The organism is Sphingopyxis sp. PAMC25046, from assembly GCF_004795895.1.
GTDB lineage: Bacteria > Pseudomonadota > Alphaproteobacteria > Sphingomonadales > Sphingomonadaceae > Sphingopyxis.
Genome location: NZ_CP039250.1, coordinates 3,655,163 through 3,672,078, shown reverse-complemented (window position 1 = coordinate 3,672,078; position 16,916 = coordinate 3,655,163). Strand labels below are relative to the sequence as shown.

Sequence of the window (16,916 nt, the reverse complement as noted above, 5' to 3'; positions counted from 1 at the left end):
ATTCCCTGCGGCGGCATTTCGTTCCCGGGGGACAGGCGCTAAATCGGCGACCAATCAGTCGATTCTTCGCTTTCGTCCTCGCCGGGTTCGGGGTGGCCGATCGCCTCGAGCAGCTTGTCGAGCACCGCGGGCACGCCCGCGCCGCTCGCGCCCGAGAGCGCCATCACCGGATGGCCGCTTTCGGCTTCGAGCTCGGCCGACAAGGCGGCAATCAGCTCGTCGTCGAGCGTGTCGGTCTTGTTCAATGCGACGATCACCGGCTTGTCGATCAGGTCGGCGCCATAGGCTTCGAGCTCGTCGCGGACGATGCGGTAGCTGGTCGCGACATCCTCGTCGTTCGCATCGACGAGGTGGAGAAGCACGCGGCAGCGCTCGATATGGCCGAGGAAGCGATCACCGACGCCGGCGCCTTCCGCGGCGCCCGCGATCAGGCCGGGGATGTCGGCGATGACGAACTCGTGCCCCTTGTGGCTGACGACGCCGAGCTGCGGGCGAAGCGTCGTGAAGGCATAGGCGCCGACCTTGGCCTGCGCGTTGGTCACCGCGTTGATGAAGGTCGACTTGCCCGCGTTGGGCAGGCCGACGAGTCCCGCGTCGGCGAGCAACTTCAGCCGCAGCCACACCCAAGCTTCCTCGCCCGGCCAGCCCGGGCCGTGCTGGCGCGGCGCGCGGTTGGTCGAGGTCTTGTAGCTCGCATTGCCGCGCCCGCCGTCGCCGCCGCGCAGGAAGACGAGCCGTTCGCCTTCCTTGGTGAGGTCGGCGAGCAGGCTGCGCTCCTCGTCGTCGCCGAGGATCTGGGTGCCGATCGGGACCTGGATGACAAGGTCGGGGCCGCCCGCACCGGTGCGGTCGCGCCCCGCGCCGGGAGTGCCGCGCTTCGCCTTGAAATGCTGGGTGTAGCGAAAGTCGATCAGCGTGTTGAGGCCGGCGACGGCTTCGAAAACGATGTCGCCGCCCTTGCCGCCGTTGCCGCCGTCGGGGCCGCCATATTCGACATATTTCTCGCGCCGGAACGAGACGGCGCCGGGGCCGCCGTCGCCGGACTTGATGAAGATCTTGGCTTGGTCGAGGAAGTGCATGGCGGGGCCTTTAGGGGCGGGGAAGCGAGACTAAACCTCTAGACCCGCTCGTGTCGAGCGAAGTCGAGACACCCTGCAGCACGGCGTCAAGCCGAGAGGCATCTCGACTTCGCTCGATGCGAACGGAGACAGGGGATGCGCGCCCTTAGCGCCAGCGTAACAAAATTACCAGCCTTTACGCTTGCGGCTTGCCGCCATGCTCTGCCCAGAATTTGGCGATCCGCCCCGTGATCAGTTCGGTCGCGAGCACGCGCGAGGTGTCGCGCGGCAGGCCGAGCGCTTCGGCCATCGGGCCGCCGAGCTGCGCATCGCCGAGCGCCATCAGCACCAGCGCCAGCGTATCTTCGTGCATCAGCCGTTTTTCGTGCGCGTCGGGCGCCATGCCGTCGATCAGCCGGTGGATCGCATCGACGATCGGATCGAGCGCGTCATCGTTGCCCGTGGCCGCCATCCAGGTCGCGAGCGCGCCCGCGCCCCCCTCGTTGAAGGCATCGAAGGCGAGGTCGACGATCTCGCGGACATTGCGTTCTCCCGGCGGCGATTCGGCCATTTTCCTGCCGATCGTGTCGCACACCGTTTCGGCCTGATAGGCGGCGAGCGCCTTTTGCAGCCCCGCAGCGCTGCCGAAATGGTGGAGCAGGTTCGCGTGCGTGCGGTCGACCCGCGCGGCGACGGCCTTCAGCGTCACCGCGGCCGGCCCCATTTCGACCAATATCTGGCGCGCGGCCTCGAGCGCTGCCGACCGGCTTTCCTCGGGACTCAAACGCTTCTTCACTATTGACATATATGTAAGTAAACCCTATTTGCTGGCCCCGACAACCCTTTTCGACGGTATGAGCCATATGTCCAGCCTTTCCCGGTCGCCGACCCCCGCCGATCTTTCGATCACGCCGCGCGATATGCGCTTTGGCCGCGACGACCGGCAGGGGCGCTGGTGGCTGAACGGCGATCCGATCGCCTCGGCCTTTCACACCGCCTTGTCGGTGACCTTTCCGCGCGGCGAGGCGATGTTCATCGAGGCGGTGAAGGCGCATCGCGACGGCGTCCCCGACAAGCTGGCGCGCGAAATCCGGGCCTTTACCCAGCAGGAGGTGATCCACAGCCGCGAGCATGTCGTCTTCAACAAGAAGGCGGCCGAAGCGGGATATGATCTTTCCGAGCTCGAGGACGACGTCAACCAGGTGCTCGACCTGATCAAGACGCGCCCGCAGATCGTCAACCTGATGGCGACGATCGCGCTCGAACATTATACCGCGATGATGGCGGCGGTGATGCTGCGCGAAGAGAGCATGTATGCGGGCGCCGAGCCCGAATGGGCCGCGCTGTGGAAATGGCACGCGATCGAGGAGATCGAGCACAAGGGCGTCGCTTACGACACCTGGCTGCATGCGACGAAGGACTGGAGCCGTTTCAAGCGCTGGCGCGCCAAGTCGCTGATGATGCTGCTCGTCACCATGCGTTTCTGGCCCAAGCGGGTCAAGGGCATGAAGGCGCTGCTCAAACAGGACGGCCTGACCGGCTGGCGCGTTACGGCGCGCATCTGGTGGTATCTGCTCGGCACGCCGGGCGTGCTGCGCAAGAGCTTCTTTCCCTGGCTTTCCTATTTCATGCCGGGTTTCCACCCGTGGAACCACGACGACCGGTCGCTGATCCAGAAATATGAAAGCGACTATGCCGACGCGATCATGCCGGCGCATTCATCGAAACCCGAGCTGGCTGCGGCGGCAGCCTGACCCGCGAAGGCGGGCACCCGGAGCGGTCTTCTCTCTCCCCTCTCCGGGAGCCCGCCTTCGCGGCGATAATATGCCGATCGCGGCTGGACGCCGCGGCGCCCGTCCCATATCGCTGAGCGCGTGGGGAGGGGACCATGCGACCACATTTGACCGCCGCCGAAATCGCGCAGATCGAGCTGCAACTTGCGGGGCTGTCTTCGCTGCTCGAATTCGGCTGCGGCGAAGCTACGCTGGTTGCGGCGCGGCAGGTGCGGCGGATCGTCAGCGTCGACGGCGATCCCGCGCAGCTCGGCCGGATACAGGACGAGGTCGCGCGCGAAGCGGTCGAATTCACGCCCGTCCATATCGACATCGGGCCGGTAGGCGAGGGGGGCTATCCCGCGGGCGAAAGCCGCATCCGCGACTGGCCGCGCTATCACAGCCATATCTGGCGCGGCATGGGCGGCAGCCCCGATGCGGTGTCGATCGCCGGGCGTTTCCGCGTCGCCTGCCTGTTGCAGGCGATCATCCACTGCAAGCCCGACTGCGTTTTCCTGTTCCGCGATTTCAACGACGAGCCGCATTATCATGCAGTGCTGCGCCATGTGGAGGTGCTGGCGCGGGTCGACGGACTGGGCGTGTTGCGCGCAAAGCGGCAGGTCGACGGGACGGCGGTGCTGCACGACCTGTTCGACCATTATCTCGACCCCGATTGACCGCTTCGCCGCGCTTCGGCACACCCGCGCCATGTTTACCGCACCCCCCGTCATCGAAACCGACCGCCTGCGCCTGCGTCCCGGGCGCCTCGCCGACAAGGATGTTCACATCGCGATGTGGGCCGACGTGCGCGTCACGCGCTTCATTGGCGGCGAACCGCGCGCCCCCGACGTCAGCTGGGGCAAGTTTCTGAGTTCGGCGGGGCTGTGGCCGGTGATGGGTTTCGGTTACTGGGTGTTCGCCGACCGCGCGAGCGACGCGCTGATCGGCATGGGCGGGCTCAGCTATTTCTGCCGCGGCATCCCCGAGCTCGAAGGGCGGCCCGAGGCGGGCTGGGCGTTCGACGCCGACCATTGGGGGGCGGGCTATGCGACCGAGGCGATGACCGCGGCGCTGAACTGGGCCGACGCGAATCTCGATGCAAAGGATGTGCGCTGCATCATCGACCTCGGCAACGAGGCATCGGAGCGTGTCGCGGCCAAGCTGGGGTTCCGGCGCATCGGCGACAGCGACGCACTGGGGCATGTGGTGGCGATCTATTCGCGGCCGCAGGGCGGCTAGGCCGGCTCGACCAGCAGCACGCCGCCGTCGGCGCTGACGACACGGACCTTCGCACCCTCGGCGACGTCGGGACCGCGCACCGGCCATTCGCCATCGCCGACCCTGGCGCGGCCGCGGCCGTCCTCGATCGCCCGGGTCACGGTCAGCACCTCGCCGACGAGGCGGCCGCCGCGCTGGTTGAGGTGCGGGTCGGCCGTGGTGATCGGGTTCGCCTTCAGCCAGCGCCGCCCGCCGTAAAGCGCAACGAACGCCAGCACTGCGAAGATGCCGAGCTGGAGCGGGACGCTGAGCGGGACGATCCACGCGATGACCCCGGTGACGATCGCTGCCGCACCGATCCAGATGAGGAAGAAGCCCGGCGCGACGATCTCGGCGGCGGCGAGCAGCACGCCGAGCGACAGCCACGCCCAGTGCGGTTCCATATTGGCGAGCCAGTCGGGCATGTCAGGCTCCCGTCTTGCGTTCGAGCGCGTCCTTGGCGAGTTCGCCGATGCCGCCCAGCGTCCCGATCAGCTGCGTCGCCTCGACCGGGAAGAGGATCGTCTTGCTGTTCGGGCTGGTCGCGAACTGACTTACCGCCTCGACATATTTCTGCGCGATGAAGTAATTGATCGCCTGCGCGTTGCCGCCCGCGATCGCGTCGGACACCATCTGCGTCGCCTTCGCTTCGGCCTCGGCCTCGCGTTCGCGCGCTTCGGCGTCGCGGAAGGCGGCCTCGCGGCGCCCCTCGGCTTCGAGAATCTGGCTCTGTTTCTGCCCCTCGGCGCGCAGGATTTCGGACGCGCGGCTGCCTTCGGCTTCGAGGATATTCGCACGCTTTTCGCGCTCGGCCTTCATCTGGCGTGCCATCGCGTTCGAAATGTCGGCGGGCGGGCGGATGTCCTTGATCTCGACGCGCGTGATCTTGACCCCCCACGGCGTCGTCGCATCGTCGACGACGTGCAGCAGCCGCGTGTTGATCTCGTCGCGCTTCGACAGCGTTTCATCGAGGTCCATCGAGCCCATGACGGTTCTGAGGTTCGTCGTCGTCAGGTTCATGATCGAGAGGTAAAGATCGCTGACTTCATAGGCCGCCTTGGCGGCGTCGAGCACCTGGAAGAAGACGACGCCGTCGACCGCAACCATCGCATTGTCCTTGGTGATGATCTCCTGCCCCGGAATGTCGAGCACCTGTTCCATCATGTTCACTTTGCGACCGACGCGGTCGAAGATCGGCATGATGAAGTTGAGGCCAGGCTGCGCGGTGTGCGTGTAGCGGCCGAAGCGTTCGATCGTATAGGCATAGCCCTGCCGCACGGGCGTCAGCGCCCAGATCAGGAACACCAGCGCCAGAACCACCAGTGCGAGTGCGAATTCCATCGATCATCCCCTCTTTGCAAATTGCGTCTCTGCAAACCCGCTTCCTTATTGCGGCAACGTCAGGGTTGCGCCACAGAAAAGCGCATGACCCCAAGCGACTATTCCGCCGACTATCCGCCGCGCTCCTTGCTCTATGTTCCGGGATCGAATGCGCGCGCGCTCGAAAAGGCGGGCGGGCTTACCGCCGACATGCTGATCATCGATCTGGAGGATGCGGTGCCCGCCGATCGCAAGGCCGAGGCGCGTGAGGCGATGCGCGGCGCGGTGACAGCGGGCTTTCCGGGCAAGCGCGTCGCGGTGCGCGTCAATGCGACGGGCAGCGCCGAGCAGGCCGACGACATCGCCGCGCTCGCCGGATTGGCGCTGGATGCCGTCGTGCTACCGAAGGTCGATGCGCCGCCTGATCTCGACCCGCTGTGCGATCTTGGCCTGCCCATCCTCGCGATGATCGAAACGCCCGTGTCGATCTATGCCGCGCGCGATATCGCCGCCGATCCCGCCGTGACGGGTCTGATCGCGGGGCTCAACGATCTGGCGCACGAACTCAAGCTGCCCGATGGCATGGACCGCGGCGCGATGAGCCATGCGATTCAAGCGATCATACTCGCGGCGCGCGCGGGCGAGGTCTGGGCTTTCGACGGCGTTTATAACGCGATCGACGACGCTGCGGGTTTCGCGACCGAGGCTGCGGAAGGACGCCGGCTCGGCTTCGATGGCAAGACGCTGATCCACCCGTCGCAGGTCGACCCGTGCAACATCGCCTTCGCGCCGTCGGAGCGCGAGATCGCGGCGGCGGAGGCGCTCGTCGCCGGGGCAACGGGCGGGGCGCAGCGGCACGACGGCCGGATGATCGAGGATATGCACGTCGCGGCGGCAAGGGCGTTGCTGGCGCGGGCGGGGCGGTAGCTAACGGCCCTCTCTTTCAGGGGAGGGGCTCATAGACCCGCCGTTCGTCGTTCGACGAACCGCCTTGCCTGCTTGCGGCGGAAATGTCATGCCGCGCGCCCATGAAAGCTGCTTCTTTCCGCGCCGCCATTGCGGCCGTCGCCCTACTTTCCTTCACGTCGAGCGTTTCGGCCGCGCCCGCCAAGGGCGATGCCCCGGTCACCGAGGCCGAGCTTGCGGCGCATATCAAGATACTGGCGGACGACGCGTTCGAGGGCCGCGCGCCCGGCAGCGAGGGTGAGGATCGCACGATCGCCTATGTCGTCGGCGAATGGGCGAAGGCCGGGCTCGAAGCCGTTCCGGGCAGTGCGACGCCGTGGCTTCAGCCGGTGCCTTTTGTCGAGACGCAAGCGCTCGGCAGCAGCGCGACGTTCAAGGCGGGCGGCCGCGATGTCGCGCTGGGCGACGACGGGATCGTCGTGACCGGCCGCGATGCGTCGGTCGCGCTTGCGGACCTGCCTGTGGTTTTCGTCGGCTATGGCGTCGACGGCGCGGGCAAGGTCAATGCCGAGGTCAAGGGCAAGCTCGCGATCATGCTGTTCGACAATGCCCCCTTCGGCGACAAGCTGCCGCGCTACCGCGAGCGGCGGCAGATGCTGGCGGATGCGGGGGCGAGCGCAGTGCTGGTGATCGCGACCAATGCGGTACCGTGGACGACGCTGCGCGAAAGCGCGGGCGGCAAGGCCGTTCGCCTTGCCAGCGCCAAGTCGGGTGCGCCGGTGAGCGGTTTTCTCTCGCCCGAAGCTGCCGACACGCTGCTCAAGGCGGCAGGACAGGATAGCGCCGCGCTGCGCGATGCCGCCAAGTCGCCCGATTACAAGGGTGCCGCGCTGCCGGTCACGGCGGACTTTACCGCGCAATCGGCGGTCCGCCCCTTTGCCAGCCACAATATCATCGCCAAGCTGCCCGGCGCGAAACCCGACGGCAAGGCGGTGCTGTTCCTCGGCCACTGGGACCATCTCGGGATCTGCGAACCCGAAGGTGCCGCCGACCGCATCTGCAACGGCGCGGTCGACAATGCGAGCGGGATCGCGGTGCTGATCGAGGTCGCGAAGCGGCTGGGCAAGGGCGCGCGGCCCGATCGCGACATTTATTTCATGGCGACGACGGCCGAGGAGAAGGGCCTGCTCGGCGCGCATTATTTCGCCGATCATCCGGTGGTGCCGTTGTCCGACATCACCGTGGCGCTCAACGTCGATACGATTGCCATCTCGCCGCGCGGCACGCCGGTGGCGACGATCGGGCGCGGCAAGCCCACCTATGACGCGGTGGTGCGCGAGGTCGCGACGAAGCTCGGCCGCACGCTCGACGAGGATGGCGAGGCCGATGCCTTCATCCAGCGGCAGGATGGCTGGGCGCTGGGCGCGAAGGGCGTGACGTCGCTGATGGTCGGTGGCAGCTTTTCGGACATGAAGCTGCTCGAAGCCTTCCTCGGCAGCGACTATCATCAGGCGGCCGACAATTTCTCCGACAAGATTCCGCTCGGCGGCGCGGCGGAGGATGCCGATTTGCATGTCGCGCTGGGGCGGGCGTTTGCCGATACCAAGCGGTGGCCGGGGAAGTAATCCGCGCTGAGAATATACGTCGCCCCCGCGAAGGCGGGGCCGCCATCGGCCTAACTCAAGCTTGCCAGCGGTCCCCGCCTTCGCGGGGGCGACGTTATTTTATCGAACGAGCTGTTACGCCGCCTGCTTCGCCCGGTCCGCCATTTCCTGATTGAGCATCTCGGCGAGCAGGAACGCCAGTTCAAGGCTCTGCCCCGCGTTGAGGCGCGGGTCACAATGCGTGTGGTAACGGTCGGCCAGATCCATCTGGGTCACGTCCATCGCGCCGCCGGTGCATTCGGTGACATTCTGGCCGGTCATTTCGATATGGATGCCGCCGCCGTGCGTACCCTCGGCGCGGTGCACGGCGAAGAAGCCGCGCACTTCGGCGAGGATCCGCTCGAAGGGGCGCGTCTTGTACCCGGTCGAGGTCTTGATGACATTGCCGTGCATCGGGTCGCATGACCAGACGACCGGATGCCCCGATTCCTTCACCGCGCGCACCAGCTTGGGCAGATGCGCCTCGATCTTGTCGTGGCCGTAACGCGTGATCAGCGTCATGCGGCCCGCGACATGATTGGGGTTGAGCGTATCGAGCAGGCGCAGCAGCGCGTCGGGCTCGAGGCTCGGCCCGCACTTCATCCCGACCGGGTTGCCGATCCCGCGGAGATACTCGATGTGCGCCGAGCCCTCGAAGCGGGTGCGGTCGCCGACCCACAGGAAGTGGCCCGAGGTGTCGTACCAACCGCCGGTCAGGCTGTCCTGCCGGGTGAGCGCCTGTTCATAGGGGAGCAGCAGCGCCTCGTGGCTGGTGTAGAAGCTGGTGCCCTTGATCTGCGGCACCGTTTCGGGGGTCACGCCGCACGCTTCCATGAAGGCGAGCGCTTCGGAAATCCGCGCGGCGGTTTCCTGATATTTCTTGGCCCAGGGGCTGCGGTCCATGAAGTCGTGCGTCCAGGCGTTGACCTGGTGCAGATTGGCATAGCCGCCATTCGCGAAGGCGCGCAGCAGGTTCAGCGTCGCCGCCGACTGGTTATAAGCCTTGACCATGCGCGCCGGGTCGGGCTCGCGGCCCGCTTCCTCGAACGCGATGTCGTTGATGATGTCGCCGCGATAGCTCGGCAGCGACACGCCATCGATGTCCTCCATGTCGGCCGAGCGCGGCTTGGCGAACTGGCCCGCCATGCGGCCGAGCTTCACCACGGGCATCTTCGAGGCAAAGGTCAGCACGACCGCCATCTGGAGCAGCACGCGGAAGGTATCGCGGATGTTGTTCGGGTGGAATTCTGCAAAGCTTTCGGCGCAGTCGCCGCCTTGCAGCAGGAAGGCCTTGCCCTCCGCAACGCGCGCGAGCTCGCTCGTCAGTTCGCGCGCTTCGCCCGCGAAGACGAGCGGCGGATAATTTGCGAGCTCGCGTTCGGCGGCCGCGAGCGCGTCGGCGTCGCGATAGGTGGGAAGCTGGCGGGCCTCGTGCGAGCGCCAGCTATGCGGTTGCCAATTTTTCGTCATCTGCTTGTCTTTTCGCTTTCGAATCCAGCGCCCCATGGCGCGGATGCCCGCCCGAAGCAATGTTTCCGGAACGGGCAAACCGGAAAATTAGCATTATCGTGACATTTGCGCACCTATGCTTTTCTTCGGGGCCAGGAACTGATAGTTTATTGCGGATCTTGGAGCGGCGATGGGCGCGCGTATCCAAGGTTTTTGGCTATCGGTAACGTCAACCACCCAATGACCGAGGCTCCAAGGCGGGGCAGGGTCGGGATGCGAGCGATCGGCTGTGACGAATTTCGATTCCGCGTGGTTCCTCTATGGGGCGCTGTTGCTCCTTTTGGCGACGAGCTTCGTCGTGCGCATCGACTATGCGCGCATCGGCCTCGCCGCGGCCGCCCTCCTCGCACTGCCGCTGACGCTCTTTCGCGGGTCGGACCTCGGCTACAGCCTGCTCGTGCTCGCGATATTGGCGGTCAATATCGGCATATTGGCGCGCCTGTGGCTGCGCGGAACGAATATCGGCTTTTCGGCCGAGGAAGAAGCGCTACGCCGCGAGCATTTCACGGGGCTGGGCGCGGGGGCGGCGCGCGACCTGATCGACCAGGGGCACTGGATTTCGGCGAAGCGCGGCGAAGTGCTGATCCGCGAGAATCAGGCGGCGCCGAGCCTCTTCTATCTTGCCGAGGGGCAGGCGGCGGTGCTGCGCGACGGCGTCGAGGTGGGGAAATTGTCGGGCGGCGCGTTGATCGGCGAAGCGACCGCGCTCGACGGCGCCCATGCGACGGGCACGGTCGTCCTCGGCAGCAACGCGCGGCTGTGGTTCGTGCCCGCGACGGCGCTGCGCGCCTATCTCGCCGCCAATCCAGCGGTCGCGGGTGCCCTCCACGAGGGCTTCGCACGCGCGCTCCGCGGCAAACTCGCCAGCGCGAACACCCGCATCGCGGACCCGCCGCCGATTTCTTGAGCGCGTCCGTCTCGCGGCCTCGAATCCGCAATCATGGCCTGCTAGGCTTCGATCCATGACGATGATTCTCTATGGCATTTCGAACTGCGACACGGTGAAGAAGGCGCGGCGCTGGCTCGACGAGCAGGGCGTCGCCTACCGCTTTCACGACGTCCGCAAGGACGGGCTTGACGCGGCGCGGCTACAGGGCTGGATCGACGCAGTGGGCTGGGAAAAGCTGCTCAATAGGGCCGGAACGACCTTTCGCAAGCTGCCCGACGAGCAGAAGCAGGGGCTCGACGCCGCCGCGGCGAAGGCGTTGATGCTCGAGCAACCGGCAATGATCCGGCGGCCGGTCGTCGAAGCCGGTGACGACGTGAGTGTCGGCTTTTCGCCGGCGGACTGGCAGGCGCGGTTTGCGGCATGATCCGGCCGGTTTTGGCTGTGGCGGCGCTGATGCTGTCCACGGGCTGCACGGCTGACGACGTGACCGCGCAGCCGACCCTCGATGGCAAGCCGCCGATCGTGATCGCGCATCGTGGCGCATCGGGCGAGCGGCCCGAGCATACGCTCGCGAGCTACGCCCTCGCGATCGAGCAGGGCGCCGACTTCATCGAGCCCGATCTGGTGCTGACCAAGGACGGCGTGCTCGTCGCGCGGCATGAGAACGAGATTTCGGAGACTACCGACGTCGCCGATCATCCCGAGTTCGCGGGCCGAAAGGCGACGAAGACGATCGACGGACAAAAGGTCGAGGGCTGGTTCACCGAGGATTTCACGCTCGCGGAATTGAAGACGCTGCGCGCGCGCGAACGCCTGCCGCAGCTGCGCAGCACTGACTTTGACGGACAGTTCGAGATTCCGACCTTCGAGGAGATTTTGACGCTGCTCGCCGAGGTGAACAAGGGTCGCGACCGGCCCGTGGGCGTCTATCCCGAAACCAAGCACCCCGGCTATTTCGTCTCGATCGGCTTGCCGCACGAGGCTCCGCTGCTCGCGATGCTGGGTCGCTTCGGCTATCGCGGCCGCACAGCATCGGTGTTCATCCAGAGTTTCGAGGTCGGCAATCTGATCGACCTGCGCGCAAAGAGCGACCTGCCGCTGATCCAGTTGATGGACGCGGGCGGCGGGCCCGCCGACCGGCCGGGCACCAGCTATGCCGCCATGGCGTCACCCGCGGGGCTGAAGATGATCGCCGGCTATGCCGACGGCATCGGCCCGAACAAGACGATGGTGATCCCGCGCGCCACGCTGGGCCGGCTTGACAAGCCGACCGCGCTGGTGCGCGACGCCCACGCCGCGGGGCTCAAAGTGCATCCTTGGACGTTTCGCCGCGAAAATTACTTCCTGCCGCTCGGCGGCAAGGCCAGTATCAATCCTGCGGGCCATGGCGACCTGAAGGGCGAGATCACCGCTTATCTTGCAACCGGGATAGATGGCCTGTTCAGTGACAACCCGCGCGAGGCGGTGGCCGCGGTGGCAAAAGGAGTTTCGCGATGACCGAACGCGCGCTGGGCCAAAGCGGCCTCTCGATCCGGCCCTTCGTCCTTGGCGGCAACGTCTTCGGCATGACGGCGGACAAGGCAGCGAGCTTCGCCGTGCTCGACCGCTTCGTCGAGCGTGGCGGCGGGATGATCGACACGGCCGACGTCTATTCGGCGTGGGTCCCTGGGCACAAGGGCGGCGAATCCGAAAGCATGATGGGCGCATGGCTGAAGGAAAGCGGCGCGCGCGACAGGGTGTTGATCGCGAGCAAGGTCGGGATGATGCCCGGCGGCCTCAAGCCCGAACGGATCCGCGAGGCGGTGCAGGGATCGCTCGACCGGCTCGGCACCGACGTCATCGACCTTTATTTCGCGCACAAGGACGACCCCGACGTGCCGCTCGACGAGGTGCTTGGTGCCTTTGCCGAACTGGTCGATGCGGGCATCGTGCGCGCGATCGGCGCGTCCAACTATTCGGCCGAGCGGTTGGCGGAGGCACTGCGCGTTGCGGATGACAAGGGTCTGCCGCGTTTCACCGCGATGCAGCCCGAACTCAACCTAATCGACCGAACGCAATATGAGGGTCCCTTGCAGCAGCTTTGCATCGACGAGGGGCTGGGCGTCGTCACCTATTTCAGTCTCGCCTCGGGCTATCTGTCGGGCAAATATCGTGAGCCAGACGACCTCGGGAAAAGCCCGCGCGGCGCGCGCGTCAAACCCTATCTCGAAGGAAGAGGCCCGGCGGTGCTCGCGGTGATGGACGGCATTGCCGCCGAGACCGGCGCGACGCTGTCGCAGATCGCGCTCGCCTGGGTCGCCGCGCAGCCGGGTGTCACCGCACCGATCGCCAGCGCGACGACGGTGGCGCAGCTCGACGAACTGATAGGCAGCCTCGATCTCGACTTGAGCGACGGGCAGCTCGCGGCGTTGAGCGAAGCCTGAAGCCCGGACCGGCGCCACCGGGGGGAGGCGCCGGTCCGGGCCCGCGCGGCCGCGCTGTCTCAATCGCCGCCTTCGTTCCACTGAAAGACCGTATCGAGCGGCCTGCCGAAGACGCGCGCGATGCGGAAGGCGACCTCGAGCGACGGGGAATATTTGCCCTGCTCGATCGCCGCGATCGTCTGGCGGGTGACGCCGACGCGGTCGCCGAGTTCGCCCTGCGTCATTTCGCCTGCGAGGAAACGCAGCGTGCGGATGTCGTTGGTGAAGGGCGGTCTAGCCATGCCAGCCCTTTCGGTAGCTGAGGAGGACGACTGCGCTGTTCACCAACTCGGCCGCGACGATAGCGCGCCCGGCGGGACGTCCGGAGAGGAGAAGCCCGAAATAGAGGCTGTAGGCCGCGACCATGGCGATGACGTTCAGCCAAGCGGTCTTTTCGCGGAAATTCATCTGGTGGTCTCCGGCATCTGCGATGAGATAGGCCATGGCTCAATAGCCCCGGCGATAGAGATAGAGTTGCGTACCGATCCGCACGAGTTCGGCCAGGACGAGCGTCGCGATCATCAGATTGAGCTGCTCGGCCTGCCCCATGCCCCAGAAGATCAGGAAGATGTTGATCCAGATGCCGACGACGAGCGGATAATAGCCGAAATGCGTGCCCCGCATGTGGAAGCTGCGGTCGCGTTCATCCTCGCGCGCATGGACCTCGCGCGGGCTGCGGATTGCCAGAAAGGCGGTCGCGACGGTCATCGCCACGATGATCGCGATTGTCACGGGCACCAGCATGCCGGCGGTCGCCATCACCCCCGCCGGGCTCCCGATGATCCGCCACGGGTAAACGAGGAAATACCAACCGAAAGCCAGAATCATCGTCACCAGCGTGACCCAATGAATCTTTTCCCGAAAGGACATCGCTCAGCTCCATGTCATATGATTCGAACCTTATGTATAATATTTTTAACATTGAGTCAATCAAAGATAACATGGTCGGGCTTTGCCGCTTTCGCGTACGATCGTTAGGCGCTAAGTCCCCGCGCCATGTCCACGCTCCCCAAAACGCTCACCCTCGACACCTCGACCAGCCGCGCGAATCCGACGCCGCAGCCGATGAAACGCCTGACCGTGCCGCGGATTCGCCAGCGCAAGGGTGGCGAACCGCTCGTGATGCTGACCGCCTATACGGTCCGCATGGCGCAGCTGCTCGACCCGCATTGCGACATGCTGCTCGTCGGCGATTCGCTGGCGCAGGTGATTTACGGCCTGCCGCACACGGTCGGCGTGACGATGGATATGATGGCGCTGCACGGCGCCGCCGTGGTACGCGGCAGCTATCATGCCGCGGTGATCGTCGACATGCCCTTCGGCAGCTATGAAGGGAGCCCCGAGCAGGCGTTCGACAATGCCGCGCGACTGCTCAAGGAAACCGGCGCTGCGGCAGTGAAAGTCGAGGGCGGTAAGGTGCTCGCGCCGACGATCGAGTTCCTGACCCAGCGCGGCATCCCGGTGATGGGCCACGTCGGGCTGACCCCGCAGGCGGTCAACATCCTCGGCGGCTATGGTGTGCGCGGCAAGAGCGAGGAGGAGGCGCGCTCGATCGTCGAGGACGCCGTCGCCGTCGCGCAGGCGGGCGCCTTTTCGATCGTCATCGAGGGTGTGCTCGAATCGATCGCGATCGAGATCACGAACAAGGTCGATTGCCCGACGATCGGCATCGGGGCGTCGGCGCAGTGCGACGGCCAGGTGCTCGTCACCGACGACATGCTGGGCATGTTCGAACGCGTTCCGAAATTCGTGAAGCGGTATCAGGACATGGCGGGCGTCGTGAGTGGCGCGGTGAAGGACTATGCCGACGAAGTCAGGTCCCGTTCATTCCCCACCGAGGATCAGACCTACGCAGGTTGAAGGCGCGGACCGACGGCGCGGCGACGACCCAAAGTGAAACGCTTGGCCTTTCCCCGCGCCATCGCTAAGGAAGCGGGCCGGCCCAGCGCCGCTATTGAGTTATGGAGGTTTGATTGGCCCTGAGCCCGACGAATGACGCTGCGCTGTTGCAGGAAGTCGACGAAGCCGTCCGCAAGGACCGGCTCGACACGATCATGCAGCGTTACGGCCGGTGGATCATCGGCGGCGTGGTCGCCGCGCTGCTGGCGTTCGGGGGCTATCTCTTCTGGGATCACAGGCAGGATGCCGCGCGCGGCGAGCAGGCCGAGGAATTGATCGCGGCGTTCGAAAAGCTCGGTACCAACCAGCCGCGCGCCGCGACCGCCGACCTGCAGAAGATCGCGGTGGAGGGCGATCCCGCCTATCGCGCGGTGGCGCAGATGCAGGAAGCGAACATCAAGGCGCAGGCCGGCGACCTCAAGGCCGCCGCCGCGCTGATGGCAAAGGTCGCCGCCGACACCAAGCTCGATCAGGCGCTGCGCGACCTCGCACTGATCCGTCAGACCGCTTTCGAATATGACACGCTGAAGCCCGAGACGGTGATCGCGCGCATGAAGCCGATGGTCGATGCCAAGGATCCGGCGTCGAGCTGGTTCGCGAGCGCCGCCGAACTGTCGGCGACGGCGCATTATCAGCTCGGCCAGTTCGATCAGGCCGGCGCGCTCTATGGCCGCATCGCCAAATTGCCCGACGTGACGCGGTCGCTGCAATCGCGTTCGGTGCAGATGGCAGGCATGCTCGGCGTCGACGCGGTTGCCGACAGGGCGGCGGAAAGCGCCGCCGCCGAAAAGAAAGGCGATGCTGCGCCCAAGGCAGCGGCAACCGCGAAGACTGAGGAAGCCAATTAATATGCGGAACACGCGTTACGGGATCTATGCGGCGCTGCTGGCGCTGCCGCTTGCTTCATGCGGGGTGTTCAAGGGCGACGGCGGGCCGAAGACGCCGACGATCGGCGATCGCGTGTCGATCCTGTCGAACGACAACAGCATCAAGGTCGATCCGGCCACCGCGGCGATGGCGGTCGTCCTGCCCGAACCGGCGGTCAATGCGGCCTGGGCCCAGTCGGGCGGCAATGCGTCGAAATCGATGGGCCATCCGGCGCTCGGTGCGACGCGCGCGAAGCTGTGGGAAGCGAGCATCGCGGGAAGCACCAACAAACAGCGTCTCGCCTCGTCGCCGGTGGTCGCCGACAACCGGTTGTTCACCGTCGATACCGATGCCGTGGTTTCGGCCTTTGCCGCCGATACCGGCGCGAAGTTGTGGAGCGCGGCGATCGGCAGTACCGGGAAGGACTTCAAGGATTCGCTGTTCGGCGGCGGCGCCGCGGTCGACGGTAATGTCGTCTATGCGACGAGCGGCGTTGGCGATGTCGCGGCGCTGAATGTCGCCGACGGCTCGGTGATCTGGAAAGTGAAGCCGACCGGTCCGCTGCGCGGCGCGCCGACCATCGCGTTCGGCGGCGTTTATGTGATCAGCCAGGACAACCAGATTTACGCGCTCAATGCAGCCAATGGCGCGGTGCAGTGGCAGGCGACGGCATCGACCGAGGCCGGCAGCGTGTTCGGCGCGGCGTCGCCCGCGGCGGGACAGGGGACGATCGTCGCCGGCTTCTCGTCGGGCGAAGTGCAGGCCTATCGTTACGAAAATGGCCGCGACCTTTGGGAAGACGCGCTCGCGCGCACGTCGATGGCGCTGTCGGTGTCGACGCTCACCGACGTCGATGCCGATCCGGTCATCGACCGCGGTCATGTCTTCGCGCTCGGCCAGGGCGGCCGCATGGCGAGCTATGAGCTCGTCACCGGCCAGCGCAGCTGGGAAATCTCCATCGCGGGCATCTCGACCCCCTATGTGGTCGGCGAGTGGGTCTATGCGATGACCGACGACGGCAAGCTGCTCTGCGTCGCGCGCTCGTCGGGCAAGGTCCGCTGGCTCCAGCAACTCGCGCGTTTCCGCGTCGAAACCGAAAAGAAGAAAAAGGACCCGATCCGCTGGACCGGGCCGATCCTGGCCGGCGGGCGGCTGATCGCGGTCAACAGCGAAGGGACGCTGGCGGAATATTCGCCCACCGACGGATCGCTGCTCGGATCGACCGAATTCAAATCGTCGCTGTCGCAGCCCCCGGTGGTCGCGAACAATATTTTGTACGTCCTCGCGGACGACGGGACGATCACGGCCTGGCGCTGACATAGCGTCCGGGCCGG

At 66.0% G+C, this 16,916-nt stretch carries 20 protein-coding genes; 12 read left to right on the top strand and 8 right to left on the bottom strand.

All coding sequences use genetic code 11. The features are described 5' to 3' along the window. Nucleotides 1–38: 38 nt before the first annotated feature. Both obgE and E5675_RS17270 read right to left on the bottom strand, forming a co-directional pair. The gene (gene obgE / locus E5675_RS17275; RefSeq protein ID WP_136175583.1) at nt 39–1,079 is read right to left on the bottom strand and encodes a GTPase ObgE; all 1,041 of its coding nucleotides are present in this window, start codon (nt 1,077–1,079) and stop codon (nt 39–41) included. Between the two features lie 175 nt (nt 1,080–1,254). Then, nucleotides 1,255–1,863: a TetR family transcriptional regulator gene (locus tag E5675_RS17270; protein WP_136175582.1), complete on the bottom strand. Its 609-nt coding sequence runs from the start codon at nt 1,861–1,863 to the stop codon at nt 1,255–1,257. A gap of 58 nt (nt 1,864–1,921) precedes the next feature. On the opposite strand from E5675_RS17270, the gene E5675_RS17265 reads away from it, so the two are divergent. The 3 genes from E5675_RS17265 (at nt 1,922) to E5675_RS17255 (ending at nt 4,069) form a co-directional block, all read left to right on the top strand. Then, the gene (locus E5675_RS17265; RefSeq protein WP_136175581.1) at nt 1,922–2,812 is read left to right on the top strand and encodes a metal-dependent hydrolase; all 891 of its coding nucleotides are present in this window, start codon (nt 1,922–1,924) and stop codon (nt 2,810–2,812) included. A 134-nt stretch (nt 2,813–2,946) separates the two neighbouring features. Further along, nucleotides 2,947–3,507: a hypothetical protein gene (locus tag E5675_RS17260; RefSeq protein WP_136175580.1), complete on the top strand. Its 561-nt coding sequence runs from the start codon at nt 2,947–2,949 to the stop codon at nt 3,505–3,507. A gap of 31 nt (nt 3,508–3,538) precedes the next feature. Then, nucleotides 3,539–4,069, top strand: coding sequence for a GNAT family N-acetyltransferase (locus tag E5675_RS17255; RefSeq protein WP_136175579.1), 531 nt, complete (start codon nt 3,539–3,541; stop codon nt 4,067–4,069). Here the strand turns inward: E5675_RS17255 and E5675_RS17250 are convergent. Together E5675_RS17250 and E5675_RS17245 are read right to left on the bottom strand one after the other, a co-directional pair. Next, nucleotides 4,066–4,512 carry an NfeD family protein gene (locus E5675_RS17250; protein ID WP_136175578.1) on the bottom strand — a complete coding sequence of 149 codons (447 nt, stop codon included), beginning with the start codon at nt 4,510–4,512 and terminating at the stop codon, nt 4,066–4,068. The genes E5675_RS17255 and E5675_RS17250 overlap by 4 nt on opposite strands. Nucleotide 4,513: 1 nt before the next feature. Then, nucleotides 4,514–5,428 carry an SPFH domain-containing protein gene (locus E5675_RS17245; protein ID WP_037555968.1) on the bottom strand — a complete coding sequence of 305 codons (915 nt, stop codon included), beginning with the start codon at nt 5,426–5,428 and terminating at the stop codon, nt 4,514–4,516. 84 nt (nt 5,429–5,512) lie between these two features. Between E5675_RS17245 and E5675_RS17240 the strand changes: the two genes are divergently transcribed. Next, a complete protein-coding gene (locus tag E5675_RS17240) occupies nt 5,513–6,334 on the top strand; it encodes a CoA ester lyase (protein WP_136175577.1) in 822 nt (273 codons plus the stop codon). Nucleotides 6,335–6,435: 101 nt separating this feature from the next. Next, nucleotides 6,436–7,938, top strand: a complete 1,503-nt coding sequence (locus E5675_RS17235) for a M28 family peptidase (protein ID WP_247594668.1) — start codon at nt 6,436–6,438, stop codon at nt 7,936–7,938. Between the two features lie 114 nt (nt 7,939–8,052). On the opposite strand, the gene E5675_RS17230 is transcribed toward E5675_RS17235, so the two are convergent. Then, nucleotides 8,053–9,426, bottom strand: coding sequence for a 3-deoxy-7-phosphoheptulonate synthase class II (locus E5675_RS17230; RefSeq protein WP_136175575.1), 1,374 nt, complete (start codon nt 9,424–9,426; stop codon nt 8,053–8,055). A gap of 268 nt (nt 9,427–9,694) precedes the next feature. On the opposite strand from E5675_RS17230, the gene E5675_RS17225 reads away from it, so the two are divergent. The 4 genes from E5675_RS17225 to E5675_RS17210 are packed head-to-tail and all read left to right on the top strand — an operon-like array spanning nt 9,695 to nt 12,777. Next, the gene (locus tag E5675_RS17225; RefSeq protein ID WP_136175574.1) at nt 9,695–10,372 is read left to right on the top strand and encodes a cyclic nucleotide-binding domain-containing protein; all 678 of its coding nucleotides are present in this window, start codon (nt 9,695–9,697) and stop codon (nt 10,370–10,372) included. A 55-nt stretch (nt 10,373–10,427) separates the two neighbouring features. Then, nucleotides 10,428–10,778, top strand: coding sequence for an ArsC family reductase (locus E5675_RS17220; RefSeq protein WP_136175573.1), 351 nt, complete (start codon nt 10,428–10,430; stop codon nt 10,776–10,778). After that, on the top strand, nt 10,775–11,851 hold the full coding sequence (locus tag E5675_RS17215; RefSeq protein ID WP_136175572.1) for a glycerophosphodiester phosphodiesterase: 1,077 nt from the start codon (nt 10,775–10,777) through the stop codon (nt 11,849–11,851). Before E5675_RS17220 ends, E5675_RS17215 begins: the two co-directional genes overlap by 4 nt. Beyond that, nucleotides 11,848–12,777: an aldo/keto reductase gene (locus E5675_RS17210; RefSeq protein ID WP_136175571.1), complete on the top strand. Its 930-nt coding sequence runs from the start codon at nt 11,848–11,850 to the stop codon at nt 12,775–12,777. Before E5675_RS17215 ends, E5675_RS17210 begins: the two co-directional genes overlap by 4 nt. Before the next feature lie 59 nt (nt 12,778–12,836). Here the strand turns inward: E5675_RS17210 and E5675_RS17205 are convergent, their stop codons facing one another. Genes E5675_RS17205 through E5675_RS17195 form a run of 3 tightly spaced genes read right to left on the bottom strand, consistent with a single transcriptional unit; the run spans nt 12,837 to nt 13,686 of the window. Continuing rightward, the gene (locus E5675_RS17205) at nt 12,837–13,001 is read right to left on the bottom strand and encodes a helix-turn-helix transcriptional regulator (protein WP_348769830.1); all 165 of its coding nucleotides are present in this window, start codon (nt 12,999–13,001) and stop codon (nt 12,837–12,839) included. Nucleotides 13,002–13,050: 49 nt separating this feature from the next. After that, entirely contained in the window at nt 13,051–13,260 is a 210-nt protein-coding gene (locus tag E5675_RS17200) for a hypothetical protein (RefSeq protein ID WP_136175569.1), read from the bottom strand. 3 nt (nt 13,261–13,263) lie between these two features. Then, entirely contained in the window at nt 13,264–13,686 is a 423-nt protein-coding gene (locus E5675_RS17195; RefSeq protein WP_136175568.1) for a hypothetical protein, read from the bottom strand. 126 nt (nt 13,687–13,812) lie between these two features. Between E5675_RS17195 and panB the strand changes: the two genes are divergently transcribed. The 3 genes from panB (at nt 13,813) to E5675_RS17180 (ending at nt 16,899) form a co-directional block, all read left to right on the top strand. Continuing rightward, entirely contained in the window at nt 13,813–14,676 is an 864-nt protein-coding gene (gene panB, locus E5675_RS17190) for a 3-methyl-2-oxobutanoate hydroxymethyltransferase (RefSeq protein WP_136175567.1), read from the top strand. A gap of 113 nt (nt 14,677–14,789) precedes the next feature. Next, the gene (locus E5675_RS17185) at nt 14,790–15,563 is read left to right on the top strand and encodes a tetratricopeptide repeat protein (protein ID WP_136175566.1); all 774 of its coding nucleotides are present in this window, start codon (nt 14,790–14,792) and stop codon (nt 15,561–15,563) included. Nucleotide 15,564: 1 nt separating this feature from the next. Next, nucleotides 15,565–16,899 carry a PQQ-binding-like beta-propeller repeat protein gene (locus E5675_RS17180; protein WP_136175565.1) on the top strand — a complete coding sequence of 445 codons (1,335 nt, stop codon included), beginning with the start codon at nt 15,565–15,567 and terminating at the stop codon, nt 16,897–16,899. Nucleotides 16,900–16,916 lie beyond the last annotated feature (17 nt).

Coding starts and splice junctions, on each gene's coding strand:
- E5675_RS17200 (WP_136175569.1), bottom strand. CDS start 13,260: ATGGCCTATCTCATCGCAGATGCCGGAGACCACCAGATGAATTTCCGC.
- E5675_RS17265 (WP_136175581.1), top strand. CDS start 1,922: ATGTCCAGCCTTTCCCGGTCGCCGACCCCCGCCGATCTTTCGATCACG.
- E5675_RS17220 (WP_136175573.1), top strand. CDS start 10,428: ATGACGATGATTCTCTATGGCATTTCGAACTGCGACACGGTGAAGAAG.
- E5675_RS17215 (WP_136175572.1), top strand. CDS start 10,775: ATGATCCGGCCGGTTTTGGCTGTGGCGGCGCTGATGCTGTCCACGGGC.
- E5675_RS17270 (WP_136175582.1), bottom strand. CDS start 1,863: ATGTCAATAGTGAAGAAGCGTTTGAGTCCCGAGGAAAGCCGGTCGGCA.
- E5675_RS17245 (WP_037555968.1), bottom strand. CDS start 5,428: ATGGAATTCGCACTCGCACTGGTGGTTCTGGCGCTGGTGTTCCTGATC.
- E5675_RS17260 (WP_136175580.1), top strand. CDS start 2,947: ATGCGACCACATTTGACCGCCGCCGAAATCGCGCAGATCGAGCTGCAA.
- E5675_RS17180 (WP_136175565.1), top strand. CDS start 15,565: ATGCGGAACACGCGTTACGGGATCTATGCGGCGCTGCTGGCGCTGCCG.
- E5675_RS17255 (WP_136175579.1), top strand. CDS start 3,539: ATGTTTACCGCACCCCCCGTCATCGAAACCGACCGCCTGCGCCTGCGT.
- E5675_RS17195 (WP_136175568.1), bottom strand. CDS start 13,686: ATGTCCTTTCGGGAAAAGATTCATTGGGTCACGCTGGTGACGATGATT.
- E5675_RS17250 (WP_136175578.1), bottom strand. CDS start 4,512: ATGCCCGACTGGCTCGCCAATATGGAACCGCACTGGGCGTGGCTGTCG.
- E5675_RS17230 (WP_136175575.1), bottom strand. CDS start 9,426: ATGACGAAAAATTGGCAACCGCATAGCTGGCGCTCGCACGAGGCCCGC.
- obgE (WP_136175583.1), bottom strand. CDS start 1,079: ATGCACTTCCTCGACCAAGCCAAGATCTTCATCAAGTCCGGCGACGGC.
- E5675_RS17210 (WP_136175571.1), top strand. CDS start 11,848: ATGACCGAACGCGCGCTGGGCCAAAGCGGCCTCTCGATCCGGCCCTTC.
- E5675_RS17235 (WP_247594668.1), top strand. CDS start 6,436: ATGAAAGCTGCTTCTTTCCGCGCCGCCATTGCGGCCGTCGCCCTACTT.
- panB (WP_136175567.1), top strand. CDS start 13,813: ATGTCCACGCTCCCCAAAACGCTCACCCTCGACACCTCGACCAGCCGC.
- E5675_RS17240 (WP_136175577.1), top strand. CDS start 5,513: ATGACCCCAAGCGACTATTCCGCCGACTATCCGCCGCGCTCCTTGCTC.
- E5675_RS17205 (WP_348769830.1), bottom strand. CDS start 13,001: ATGACGCAGGGCGAACTCGGCGACCGCGTCGGCGTCACCCGCCAGACG.